We start from the raw sequence: 12,482 nt of genomic DNA, 5'->3' as shown, positions 1-12,482 counted from the left end.
GCAATTCGTTGCGCCCTTTTATAACGCGATATGCGAGGCCAACAAGGTATAATTATGGTCAGCACAACTACTCAGTCGTCCGGTGAATATTTGTTGGAAATGACCGGTGTCAACAAGTCATTCCCCGGTGTTAAGGCGCTCGATAATGTTAATTTAAAAGTTCGTCCACACTCTATTCATGCGTTAATGGGTGAAAACGGTGCGGGTAAATCAACATTATTAAAATGCCTCTTTGGGATCTATCAAAAAGATTCTGGCAGCATTCTTTTTCAGGGAAAAGAGATCGACTTCCATTCAGCGAAAGAAGCGCTGGAGAATGGTATCTCGATGGTACACCAGGAATTAAACCTGGTTCTGCAACGTTCAGTTATGGATAATATGTGGTTGGGTCGTTATCCAACCAAAGGTGTCTTTGTCGATCAGGATAAAATGTATCGCGACACCAAAGCCATTTTTGATGAGCTGGATATCGATATTGACCCGCGCGCACGCGTCGGGACATTATCCGTTTCCCAGATGCAGATGATCGAAATTGCCAAAGCGTTCTCCTATGATGCGAAAATCGTGATCATGGATGAACCGACTTCGTCATTAACGGAAAAAGAGGTTAACCACCTTTTTACCATTATTCGTAAACTGAAAGATCGTGGCTGCGGCATTGTCTACATCTCGCATAAAATGGAAGAGATCTTCCAGCTGTGTGATGAAATCACCATCCTGCGCGACGGGCAGTGGATTGCCACCCAGCCGCTGGAAGGGCTGGACATGGACAAGATCATCGCCATGATGGTTGGTCGCTCCCTGAACCAGCGGTTCCCGGATAAAGAAAACAAGCCAGGCGAAGTGATTCTGGAGGTACGTAACCTGACCTCGCTGCGTCAGCCGTCTATTCGCGATGTCTCCTTCGATCTGCACAAGGGCGAGATCCTTGGCATCGCAGGGCTGGTGGGCGCTAAGCGCACCGATATCGTAGAAACCCTGTTTGGTATTCGTGAGAAAGCCGAAGGGACCATTACGCTGCACGGTAAGAAAATCAACAACCACAACGCCAACGAAGCCATTAATAATGGCTTTGCGCTGGTGACGGAAGAGCGTCGTTCCACCGGTATTTACGCTTATCTGGATATTAACTTTAACTCGTTAATTTCTAATATTCGCAATTACAAAAACAAAGTCGGACTGCTGGATAACTCACGCATGAAGAGCGATACCCAGTGGGTGATTGACTCCATGCGCGTGAAAACGCCGGGCCACCGCACGCAAATTGGCTCACTCTCGGGAGGGAACCAGCAGAAAGTCATTATTGGTCGCTGGCTATTAACCCAGCCTGAAATTCTGATGCTGGATGAACCTACGCGCGGAATCGACGTGGGTGCAAAATTTGAGATTTACCAGCTGATCGCCGAGTTGGCGAAAAAAGATAAAGGGATCATTATTATTTCTTCCGAAATGCCGGAATTGTTAGGGATCACAGACCGTATTCTGGTTATGAGCAATGGTCTCGTTGCCGGTATTGTTGAAACCAAAACGACAACGCAAAACGAAATTTTGCGTCTTGCGTCTTTGCACCTTTAAGATCAGGGGCTCCTCATGAGTGCGTTAAATAAAAAAAGTTTTCTCACTTATCTGAAAGAAGGCGGTATTTACGTTGTTCTTTTAGTCTTGCTGGCGATTATTATTTTCCAGGACCCTACGTTCTTAAGTCTGCTGAACTTGAGTAACATTCTGACCCAGTCTTCCGTACGTATTATTATCGCGCTTGGCGTGGCGGGGCTTATCGTCACCCAGGGGACTGACCTTTCGGCAGGGCGCCAGGTGGGTCTGGCGGCGGTCATTGCGGCGACCCTGTTACAGTCGATGGAAAACGCCAACAAGGTGTTCCCGGAGATGGCGACCATGCCGATTTTCGTGGTGATCCTGATCGTGTGCGCCATCGGCGCGGTAATTGGCCTGATTAACGGCATCATCATTGCTTACCTGAACGTGACGCCATTCATCACTACGCTTGGCACGATGATCATCGTTTATGGTATTAACTCCCTGTACTACGATTTCGTCGGCGCGTCTCCAATCTCTGGCTTCGACAGCGGCTTCTCGACCTTCACGCAGGGGTTTGTTGCGCTGGGCAGTTTCCGTCTCTCCTATATCACTTTCTATGCGTTGATTGCGGTGGCGTTCGTCTGGATCCTGTGGAACAAAACCCGCTTCGGTAAAAACATCTTCGCCATCGGCGGTAACCCGGAAGCGGCGAAAGTCTCCGGCGTCAACGTGGCCCTGAACCTGCTGATGATTTATGCCCTGTCCGGCGTGTTCTACGCCTTCGGCGGGATGCTGGAAGCGGGCCGTATCGGCTCTGCGACCAACAACCTCGGCTTTATGTACGAACTGGATGCGATTGCGGCCTGCGTGGTCGGCGGCGTCTCCTTCAGCGGCGGCGTGGGTACCGTGCTGGGCGTGGTGACCGGTGTGATTATCTTCACCGTAATCAACTACGGTCTGACCTACATCGGCGTGAACCCGTACTGGCAGTACATCATCAAGGGTGCCATCATCATCTTCGCAGTTGCCCTGGATTCACTGAAGTACGCGCGTAAGAAGTAAGATCTTCAGAATGAAAAGGCCCGCTCACGTAGCGGGCCTTTTTTTGCCCGGTGGCGCAACGCTTACCAGGCCTGCAACATCGCGAACGTAGGTCGGGTAAGGCGAAGCCGCCACCCGACAAAATTTATTACTTCTTCTGCATTTCCAGCAGCTGCTCCGGCGTTACCGCCGGATAACCCTGTGCATCTTCCGGCACTTCATGCATCGTTGGGATCGGCACCAGCGGGCCTAAAAAGCGCGGTTCACGTTTGAACAAGTACAGGTCAGCCAGCGCGCCAAAACGGGCGCCGAATTCGCGTACGCGCACGCTCAGCATATCTTTTGGCGACGGCACCGCATAACACTGCGCCTGAATGCCCATATGCAGGGCGATAAACAGCGCCCGCTCGCAGTGGAAACGCTGGGTAATGATGATGAAATCATTGGTGTCGAATACCTTGCGGGTACGCACGATGGAATCAAGCGTGCGGAATCCGGCGTAGTCGAGCACGATATCGGCCGGGTCGACGCCTGCGGCAATCAGATCTTTACGCATCGTCACCGGCTCGTTATAGCTTTGCAGCGCGTTATCGCCGCTCAGGAGCAGATAGTTCACCTTGCCGCTGTTATAGGCGTTCAGCGCGCCCTGAATACGATACCGGTAATACTGATTTATGACGCCGGTGCGGTAATACTTGGCGGTGCCAAGCACTACGCCAACCTGACGGTAGGGGAGGTCCTGGAGGTCATCAAAAATGTAGGGGGCTGTTTTCCAGCTCATCCAGCGGTCGAGACCCAGCACGATCAACAGCAGTATGCCGATCAGGACAGACAGGCTGTAAAACACGCGCTTTAACATGCAGATGGCTCGTACCGATGATGAAATTTCCCTCAGGCTACTGTACCCGCCTGGTTAGCGCAAGAAACAGCGATTCAACTGAGGGGTTTTTCGTCAGACTGGCGGGCATTTATGCCCGCCGGGACGATCAGGCAAGCAGCACGCGGTCGATGGTTGAACAGCCCAGCGCTTTCAGCGTGGCTGCGGTCGCGTCCCACTGGATCAGCGGCGCATCGGCAATTTCAGCCAGGATCGCGCGCTGAATATCCGGATAGTCATACCCGTTCAGGCTAAGCAGGTTCAGGGCACCCTGGAGCGGAGGCAGCGTCGGGTTGAACGCGGCGTTCTCAGCATAGCTCCCGGTGAAGATGCGGCCGTCACGGCACTCAAGGGCGACGCCGCTTGGGGATTTACTGTACGGCGTGTGGCTTTTGTTGGCGGCGGCAATCGCCGCTTCGCTGAGCGCATCCCCAGAGAGCGCATAACCGTGATCCTGCTCGTCCATCAGCAGGGTTTTGATCTCCAGATCTTTCGGGCCGAAAGCATCTGGCAGGTAATCACCCAGCGTATGCGGCGCGCGGCCAGGCAGATTGATACGCAGTTCAAGCCCGCTGTTCAGCTCATTCATAAACTGGCGGCAGTGGCCGCAAGGGGTGTAGTTAACGGTGATGGCGCGCAGGGCTTTTTCACCGCGCAGCCAGGCGTGACTGATTGCGCTCTGCTCCGCGTGAACGGTTTGCTGCATGGTCGCACCGAGAAACTCCATATTTCCGCCGAAGTACCAGGTCCCACTCACGCCGCGCGCAATCGCGCCTACGTTAAAATGGGAAAGGTCAGCGCGTGCGCAGGCAGCCGCCAGTGGCAGCAGGGCGAAAGCCAGCGCGTCTTCGTCCAGCCCCGTCGCCTGCTTAAGCGTCGTGACCTGATCTGGCGTCAGCAGGGCGGGGAAATGCACATCCGCCAGAACCGGAGCCAGGGCTGATTGCAAATTCTCTGCAAGCTGCGGGAAAGCAGCTTGAAAACGTGGATGCATGACGTTGCCTCATTAAGGTTAATGGATCGGTAGTGTACGGAGCCGTACGGCCTTAATATGTGATCCAAATCTCATTATGTGTGCAACTTATGAAATGAAAATGAAATTTGCGCGACGCATCGCAAATTTTAACCCATGACTGCCAGAATAATCGGGAAGATAAACGGCGCGAGCAGGGAGGTTATAATCCCGCAGATCACCAGCGCCAGCGAGCTGAATGCCCCTTCCTGATAATCCAGTTCCGCACAGCGTGCGGTGCCCAGCGCGTGCGAGGCAGTACCCATCGCCAGGCCGCGCGCCGCTTTGGTCCGAATTTTCATGATATTCAGTAGGGTATGACCAAACACTGCGCCGAGGATACCGACAAAGATCACGCACACGGCGCTGATGGCCGGAATGCCCCCGATGCTGCCGCCCACGGCCATGGCAATCGGGGTGGTGACGGATTTCGGCAGGATAGAGGCGGCGATCTGCGGCGACGCGCCCATCAATAAGGCCACCGAGGTACCGGTGATCATCGCAACAAGGCTACCCACAAAGCAGATGGTAATGATGGATTTCCAGCGCGCGCGGATCTGATGCAGTTGCTCATATAAAGGAAACGCCAGCGCCACCACGGCAGGCTGCAACAAATCGTTAAGGATCTTGCTCCCGGCGAAGTAACGCTCATAAGGAATGCCGGTGAGCAGCAGAAAAGGAATAATCACCACCATGGCGACCAGCAGCGGGTTGAGCAACGGCATTTTGAAACGCACCGCAAGCTTACGCGCAGCAAAGAACACCACCAGGGTTAACGGCAGGGACCACCAGATATTCGCCATCATTTTTTTGTTTTCTCCCCAACGACCTTACGTTCGCCATGCACAATGTGTGAACTCCAGCTGACCACCAGGAAAACCACCAGCGTACTGATGGCGCAGGAGACCACTATCGGGCCGAACTGCGCTTTAAGCACGTCGTAATACTGCATAACCCCAACGCCGATAGGCACAAAAAGCAGGGCCATATAGCGAATGAGAACGAAGCACCCCGGGTTGACCCATTTCGCGGGCAGCACCTGTAATGCCAGCAGCACAAACAGGATTAGCATGCCGATTATGCTGCCGGGTATCGTTATAGGCAGCAGCGAAGCGATAAAAATGCCGGCGTACAGGCAGGCATAAATCAGGACGAAGGCGCGAAGGTATTGCCAGATAGTATTCAAAGATTTGCTCATGGTGAAAGTCCTTGCTGAGACGTATTCATCATACAATTAAACCTGAAAATGTGCCACGGATCACATCATGAATTTTGGGCATACCAGCCATTCCAGAATGGAACGCCGGGCTTTCAACATCCATAGAGAGCAGCTACTATAGCGCGTCTTTTTTCACAGGTACTCAGAATGCGTGTTTTACTGGCCCCGATGGAAGGCGTGCTCGACTCTCTCGTGCGCGAGCTGCTAACCGAGGTGAACGATTACGATCTCTGCGTGACGGAATTCCTGCGCGTAGTCGATATGTTGCTGCCAGAAAAATCATTTTATCGTCTTTGTCCGGAACTGCATCGTCAGAGCCGCACCCCGTCCGGTACGCTGGTGCGCGTCCAGCTGCTCGGCCAGTATCCTGAGTGGCTGGCTGAAAACGCCGCCCGCGCGGTCGCGCTTGGCTCGTACGGGGTTGACCTTAACTGCGGTTGTCCGTCAAAGCTGGTGAACGGCAGCGGCGGCGGGGCGACGTTACTTAAAGATCCGGAGCTGATTTATCGCGGCGCAAAAGCCATGCGTGAGGCGGTGCCATCGCATCTGCCGGTGACGGTCAAAGTCCGTCTGGGATGGGACAGCGACGATATGCAGTTTGAAATTGCTGACGCGGTGCAGCAGGCGGGCGCCACCGAGCTGGTGGTGCACGGGCGAACCAAAGAGGATGGTTATAAAGCCGAGCGCATTAACTGGCAGGCGATTGGCGAGATCCGCAAACGGCTTTCTATTCCGGTGATTGCCAACGGCGAAATCTGGGATTATGAGAGCGCGCAGGCCTGCCTCAAAGAGACCGGCTGTAATGCGGTGATGATTGGCCGCGGTGCGCTGAACGTGCCGAACCTCAGCCGGGTGGTGAAATATAATGAGCCGCGGATGCCGTGGGCGGATGTGGTGAAGCTCCTGCAAAAATACACGCGGCTGGAAAAGCAGGGCGATACCGGCTTGTATCACGTCGCGCGCATTAAGCAGTGGCTGAGTTATTTGCGTAAAGAGTACGACGACGCGCTGGGATTATTTCAGGAGATCCGGACGCTACAAACGTCTGCGGATATTGCCCGGGTGATCCAGTCAAAACCCTGAGCGAAGTGTGAAGAGTTTGCCCGGCGCGGAGCCGGGCAAGAGAATCAGAAAATCATCTTGAATACGCCGGTTACCACCAGCAGCCCTATCAGAAATATAATCAAAATAACCCACAATAATATTTTCATTCGCCTCTCCTGCGTATGTCTGTCGGAATAAGTGTAGCAGTCAATTCATAATTAGTGCGAATACATGAAATTAAATCATTGTCTTGGGGAATAAATTTCCAGATATGAGAATGTATAACAATATGCAGATTGCCACGCGTTACTAAAAAACGTAACGTCAGTAAGCGTAAGTTGCGCCTTTATTTTTTGAGTTCATGGCGTAATGAAACGTTCTCTTACTTTATCTCTGAGTGCTTCTCTTGTTTTTATGCTGGCCGCCTGCGCGCCGGAACATGCCACGGTGTCTCCAGTGAAAACGCAAGCCGCTGCCGCCGCTGTAAATACCCAACTGCGTCACGCCGACTGGCCAAAAAGCGCATGGTGGAAAGACTTTAACGACCCCCAGCTCAACGCGCTGATCGACAAAGCGCTGGCGGATGCGCCGGATATGCAAATTGTCCGTCAGCGTATCACCCTGGCGGAAGCACAGGCGAAAGCCGCTGTCGCTGCTGAAGGTCCACAGCTGAATTTTTCCGCAGATGTTGAACGGCAAAAAATGTCGGCAGAGGGGCTGATGGGGCCATTTGCGCTGACCGACCCGGCGGCGGGGACAACCGGCCCCTGGTACACCAACGGCACCTTTGGTCTGACGGCGGGCTGGGATCTGGATTTATGGGGTAAAAACCGCGCCGGAATTGAGGCCCGCATCGGTAAGGTGAATGCGCAAAAAGCGGAGCTGGAGCAGACCCGCCAGCTGCTCGCCAGCAGCGTCGCGCGGCTGTACTGGGACTGGCAGACCGAGGCCGCAGTGGGTGACGTGCTCGCGCAAATCAAACGTGAGCAGGAAAATATCATCGGTGCCGATCGTGAGCTTTATCAGCACGGCATTACCTCCTCGGTGGAAGGCGTTGAAACGGATATCAATGCCAGCAAAACCGATGAACAGCTCGCTGACGTGCACGGCAAAATGAAGGCTATTGAGGCGCGTCTGAATGCGTTGACCCATACCCCTTCAGTCACGCTCGCCCGGCATGCCTTACCTGATGCAGAGGCATCGCTGCCGTCAACGCTCGGTTATGAACTGCTGGCTCGTCGCCCTGATTTGCAGGAGGCGCACTGGTATATCGAAGCATCCATGAGCGAGGTGGATGCAGCCAGAGCCGCGTTCTACCCTGACATCAATTTGATGGCGTTCTTGCAGCAGGATGCATTGCACCTGAGCGACCTGTTCCGCTCATCTGCGCAGCAAATGGGCGTAACCGCGGGGATGACGCTGCCAATTTTTGACAGCGGTCGGTTGAATGCGAACCTGGATATCGCCCAGGCGCAAAACAACCTCTCCGTGGCGAACTACAACAAGGCCGTGGTGGATGCCGTGAACCAGGTCGCCCGGACGGCCAGCGAAGTAGAAACGCTGACCGCCAAAAATCAGCACCAGCAGCAGATCGAAAAAGACGCGGCGCGCGTCGTTGCGCTGGCGCAGGCGCGCTTCAGCGCGGGGATCATTGCCGGCTCGCGGGTGAGTGAAGCAAAAATTCCGGCGCTCAAAGAGCGTATTGCCGGGTTGAGGCTAAAAGGTCAGTACGTGGACGCCACGCTTCAGCTCACCTCTGCGCTGGGTGGCGGATATCATCACGGCTAAAATCGTACATTATCTATACTTACCTCTTTGCAGATTTTCAGGAGGTGAGTATGACGCGTGTCGCAATTGTTACCGCATCGGATTCCGGAATTGGCAAAACGACGGCTCTGATGCTGGCTGAACGTGGGTTTGATATCGGGGTGACCTGGCATTCAGATGAGAAAGGAGCGCTGGCGACCTGCCGCGAAATTGAAGCACGCGGGCAGCGTGCCGAAGCCATTCATCTCGACTTAAGCAATTTACCGGAAGGCGCAAAGGCCATTGAAAACCTGATTACGCGTTTCGGGCGGCTGGATGTGCTGGTTAACAACGCCGGGGCGATGAACAAAGCGCCATTTCTTGATCTGTCGTTTGACGACTGGCGGCACATATTCACCGTTGACGTGGACGGCGCGTTTCTCTGCTCGCAAATAGCGGCGCGTCAGATGGTGAAGCAGGGGGAAGGGGGGCGGATCGTGAACATCACCTCGGTGCATGAACACACGCCATTGCCGGACGCCAGTGCCTATACGGCGGCTAAACATGCGCTGGGCGGGTTAACAAAGTCGATGGCGCTGGAGCTGGTTAAGCATAAGATTCTGGTGAACGCCGTTGCGCCCGGTGCGATCGCCACGCCGATGAATGATATGGACGACAGCGAAGTGAAAGAAGGCTCAATGCCGGAAATCCCGCTGGCACGGCCAGGGCATACCAAAGAAATTGCCAGCCTGGTGGCATGGCTGTGTGACAGCGACGCCAGCTACACCACCGGGCAGTCATTTATCGTCGACGGCGGTTTTATGCTGGCGAATCCGCAGTTTAAGCCGGAAGGGTAGATACCCTTCTCCCTCTCCCACTGGGAAAGGGGCGGGGTGAGGGGCAGCAGGCCGCACTCACTCTTCATCCCGCCGTTTTTCACGATGCTTGAGCCACAGCCGTACCCCAATCACCACCGCAACAACCAGGATCAACCAGGCCCAGTGTTTAAGATGCCGATCGAGATTATGCAGCCACGGGCCAATCACCTCGCCACCCACGTAGCCAAGCGTGGTGAAAATCAGCGCCCAGGCAATCGCCCCGAGAATGTTCAGCGGCAGGAAGATTTTTGGCGGCAAGCGGCTCGCGCCAATCAGTATTGGCCCAATGATGCGAAAACCGTACATAAAGCGGGTGCCAATCACAAACAGCCAGGGACGTCGCTGGATAAGCCGCTGAGCACGGCGAATTTTCTTTTGATGCTTAGCAAAACGTTGTAAAAGCGTCGGGCCGAAGCGCAGCCCCAGAAAGTAGAGCAGCTGATCGCCAATCATACCGCCCAACGCGACGGCGGCGACTACCAGCGAGAATTTCAGCAATCCCTGATGTGCGGCCACCCCGCCCAGCAGCGTGATGGTTTCGCCTTCCGCCACGCTGCCGATCACCAGCGCGGCGTATCCATATTGTTCAATAAGACCGTTGATATCCATTACGTAAACGTCATCTCCCTTACTGTGCCTGCGTTAATCATATACCCCATCCATCAACCGCGCGGCAAACAACGGAAATTTCCCACTGTACATAAAATAATCTAAAGCCTGCATTATACTTAAGCTATCGCTGACGGGCCGACAACAAGGGGGCGTTATGAACCATGTCTGGGGACTTTTCTCCCATCCCGATCGTGAAATGCAGGTGATCCGTAACGAGAACGAAACGGTCGCGCATCACTACACCCACCATGTCCTGCTGATGGCTGCGGTGCCGGTGGTCTGCGCGTTTATAGGGACTACGCAAATCGGCTGGAACTTTGGTGACGGCACCGTGGTTCAGCTTTCCTGGTTTACCGGACTGTACCTGGCCATTCTGTTTTATGGCCTGATGCTGGCCGGGGTGGCGGTGATGGGGCGGGTCATCCACTGGATGGCGCGCAACTATCCGCAGCGCCCGTCGCTGGCACACTGTATGGTCTTCGCCGGATACGTCGCGACACCGCTGTTTTTAAGCGGTATTGTCGCGCTCTATCCACTGGTCTGGCTGTGCGCGCTGATCGGTACGGTTGCCCTCTTTTATACCGGTTATCTGCTGTATGTAGGGGTGCCAACCTTCCTCAATATCAATAAAGAAGAGGGCCTGAGCTTCTCCAGCTCGACGCTTGCCATCGGCGTGCTGGTTCTTGAGGCGCTACTGGCTCTGACGGTTATTCTTTGGGGTTATGGATACCGTCTCTTTTAAGTTCCCTGCATTGCTGGCGCAAATGCCAGCAATGCAGCATCTGGTTATGATTCTCCGCTGGCGACAATGCACGGTGACCGCTATGATGCCGAAGCCAGCCTGTGTTTACCGATGACACAGGCGGTGTACGTCATAACGTGCGTGAATCATTATCAGAAGTCTCATCATGCTGAAATTTCGAGTGTCACTCCTTAGTCTTGCGCTGCTGTTGGGCGTGTCCGCTACCGCACCAGCCATCGCCAAAACGCCCGCAGTCGCCACCGCTGCTGCGCAACCCCAGATTGCGTCCGGCAGCGCGATGATCGTGGACCTGAATACCAACAAAGCGATCTACGCCAGTCATCCGGATCTGGTGCGCCCTATCGCCTCCATAACCAAAGTCATGACCGCGATGGTGGTGCTTGATGCACGACTGCCGCTGGACGAAAAGCTGAAGGTGGATATCAGCCACACGCCAGAGATGAAAGGGATCTACTCTCGCGTGCGTCTGAACAGTGAAATCAGCCGTAAAAATATGCTGCTGCTGGCGCTGATGTCTTCAGAGAACCGCGCGGCGGCAAGCCTCGCCCACCATTATCCTGGCGGTTATGACGCGTTTATCCGCGCGATGAACGCCAAAGCCAAAGCGCTGGGGATGAAGAATACCCATTTCGTGGAGCCAACCGGTCTGTCGATCCATAACGTCTCGACGGCGCGTGATTTAACAAAGCTGCTGATCGCCAGCAAGCAATACCCGCTGATTGGTCAGCTCAGCACCACGCGTGAGGAGATGGCGACATTCTCGAACCCGGCCTATACGCTGCCGTTCCGCAACACTAACCATCTGGTGTATCGCGATAACTGGAATATTCAGTTAACCAAGACCGGATTCACCAATGCGGCAGGGCACTGTCTGGTGATGCGCACCGTGTTTAACGGTAAGCCAGTGGCGCTGGTGGTGATGGATGCCTTCGGCAAATATACCCACTTTGCGGATGCCAGCCGCCTGCGCACCTGGATTGAAACCGGGAAAGTGCAGCCGGTGCCGGCTTCAGCGCTGGCGTATAAAAAGCAGAAAGCGGAACAGATGGCGACGGCGCAGAACGATTAGGAAAAAGCAAAACGGTAACGCATGTTACCGTTTTTTATGTTTTCTCCCTCTCCCTGTGGGAGAAGGCCGGGGTGAGGGCACCAGACCGCACTGCGTTTATTCCGGCAGCGTCCAGTCCCCGTCGTTGAGCGGGCGCTGCATAATTACCGTGTCCCGCCAGTCGCCTTTCTTATATCCCACGCTCCTGAGCTGACCCACCATCTCGAAACCGTGCTTTTTATGCAGGCGTAACGACCCGGGATTATTTTGCCCGTCGCCGACCACGGCAATCATTTGCCGCCACGGTCCTAGTTCACAACGGGCAATCAGTGCCTGGAGCAGGGCTGAGCCAAATCCACGACCGGTGGTGCTGGCATCCACATAGATGGATTCTTCAAGGGTGTACCGGTAGGCCTGGCGTGGACGATAAAACGTGGCGTAGCAGTAGCCGACGACAATGCCGCGATACAGCGCAACCAGCCACGGTAAACCGCTGTCGGTTACACTCTTCATCCGCTGACGCATTTCATCGACGGGTGGGGGGGCTTCCTCGAAGGACGCACGGCCATGAAGCACATGCCAGGCGTATATCGCCGAGATGGCATGCGCATCGTCAGGAAGGGCGTCGCGCACCTCGATTTCAGTTTCGGGGAAAATCTCTATAGCCGACATGTTCTGCCCGCTCCTTGTTTGGTAAGCCAGA

General features: G+C 54.6%; 13 protein-coding genes. 7 read left to right on the top strand and 6 right to left on the bottom strand.

Annotated elements, in window-relative coordinates; genetic code table 11:
* Positions 1–54 precede the first annotated feature (54 nt).
* A complete protein-coding gene (mglA, locus tag G6Q29_RS12225; RefSeq protein ID WP_003859320.1) occupies positions 55–1,575 on the top strand; it encodes a galactose/methyl galactoside ABC transporter ATP-binding protein MglA in 1,521 nt (506 codons plus the stop codon).
* 15 nt (positions 1,576–1,590) lie between these two features.
* The gene (gene mglC, locus G6Q29_RS12220) at positions 1,591–2,601 is read left to right on the top strand and encodes a galactose/methyl galactoside ABC transporter permease MglC (RefSeq protein WP_003859318.1); all 1,011 of its coding nucleotides are present in this window, start codon (positions 1,591–1,593) and stop codon (positions 2,599–2,601) included.
* Between the two features lie 127 nt (positions 2,602–2,728).
* Here the strand turns inward: mglC and sanA are convergent, their stop codons facing one another.
* The 4 genes from sanA to G6Q29_RS12200 all read right to left on the bottom strand — a co-directional run bounded on the left by sanA (position 2,729) and on the right by G6Q29_RS12200 (position 5,667).
* Positions 2,729–3,439 (bottom strand): outer membrane permeability protein SanA, encoded by a 711-nt coding sequence (gene sanA / locus G6Q29_RS12215; protein ID WP_165465805.1) that lies wholly within the window; start codon positions 3,437–3,439, stop codon positions 2,729–2,731.
* A 127-nt stretch (positions 3,440–3,566) separates the two neighbouring features.
* Positions 3,567–4,451 carry a cytidine deaminase gene (gene cdd, locus G6Q29_RS12210; RefSeq protein WP_165465804.1) on the bottom strand — a complete coding sequence of 295 codons (885 nt, stop codon included), beginning with the start codon at positions 4,449–4,451 and terminating at the stop codon, positions 3,567–3,569.
* Between the two features lie 128 nt (positions 4,452–4,579).
* On the bottom strand, positions 4,580–5,275 hold the full coding sequence (locus tag G6Q29_RS12205; RefSeq protein WP_163347153.1) for a CidB/LrgB family autolysis modulator: 696 nt from the start codon (positions 5,273–5,275) through the stop codon (positions 4,580–4,582).
* On the bottom strand, positions 5,272–5,667 hold the full coding sequence (locus G6Q29_RS12200) for a CidA/LrgA family protein (RefSeq protein WP_003859308.1): 396 nt from the start codon (positions 5,665–5,667) through the stop codon (positions 5,272–5,274). The genes G6Q29_RS12205 and G6Q29_RS12200 overlap by 4 nt, the downstream gene beginning before the upstream one ends.
* 168 nt (positions 5,668–5,835) lie before the next feature.
* On the opposite strand from G6Q29_RS12200, the gene dusC reads away from it, so the two are divergent.
* From dusC to G6Q29_RS12185, 3 genes are all read left to right on the top strand, one after another.
* Positions 5,836–6,771 carry a tRNA dihydrouridine(16) synthase DusC gene (gene dusC / locus G6Q29_RS12195; protein WP_165465803.1) on the top strand — a complete coding sequence of 312 codons (936 nt, stop codon included), beginning with the start codon at positions 5,836–5,838 and terminating at the stop codon, positions 6,769–6,771.
* Positions 6,772–7,101: 330 nt separating this feature from the next.
* Positions 7,102–8,520 carry a multidrug resistance outer membrane protein MdtQ gene (mdtQ, locus tag G6Q29_RS12190; RefSeq protein WP_165465802.1) on the top strand — a complete coding sequence of 473 codons (1,419 nt, stop codon included), beginning with the start codon at positions 7,102–7,104 and terminating at the stop codon, positions 8,518–8,520.
* A gap of 50 nt (positions 8,521–8,570) precedes the next feature.
* Complete coding sequence (locus tag G6Q29_RS12185; protein WP_165465801.1) at positions 8,571–9,335, top strand: SDR family oxidoreductase; 765 nt, start codon at positions 8,571–8,573, stop codon at positions 9,333–9,335.
* A gap of 57 nt (positions 9,336–9,392) precedes the next feature.
* Here G6Q29_RS12185 and G6Q29_RS12180 read toward each other — a convergent pair whose 3' ends face one another.
* Positions 9,393–9,965, bottom strand: coding sequence for a DedA family protein (locus G6Q29_RS12180; RefSeq protein WP_165465800.1), 573 nt, complete (start codon positions 9,963–9,965; stop codon positions 9,393–9,395).
* A 157-nt stretch (positions 9,966–10,122) separates the two neighbouring features.
* Between G6Q29_RS12180 and G6Q29_RS12175 the strand changes: the two genes are divergently transcribed.
* Positions 10,123–10,710, top strand: coding sequence for a Yip1 family protein (locus G6Q29_RS12175; RefSeq protein ID WP_003859296.1), 588 nt, complete (start codon positions 10,123–10,125; stop codon positions 10,708–10,710).
* Between the two features lie 166 nt (positions 10,711–10,876).
* Positions 10,877–11,800 carry a D-alanyl-D-alanine endopeptidase gene (pbpG, locus tag G6Q29_RS12170; protein ID WP_165465799.1) on the top strand — a complete coding sequence of 308 codons (924 nt, stop codon included), beginning with the start codon at positions 10,877–10,879 and terminating at the stop codon, positions 11,798–11,800.
* A 96-nt stretch (positions 11,801–11,896) separates the two neighbouring features.
* Here pbpG and G6Q29_RS12165 read toward each other — a convergent pair whose 3' ends face one another.
* Positions 11,897–12,451 (bottom strand): GNAT family N-acetyltransferase, encoded by a 555-nt coding sequence (locus G6Q29_RS12165; protein ID WP_165465798.1) that lies wholly within the window; start codon positions 12,449–12,451, stop codon positions 11,897–11,899.
* Positions 12,452–12,482: the final 31 nt, after the last annotated feature.

The sequence above is a fragment of the Enterobacter cloacae genome, from assembly GCF_011078175.1.
GTDB classification, from domain to species: Bacteria; Pseudomonadota; Gammaproteobacteria; order Enterobacterales; family Enterobacteriaceae; genus Enterobacter; species Enterobacter cloacae_Q.
This window is presented reverse-complemented; position numbering and strand designations above follow the sequence as displayed.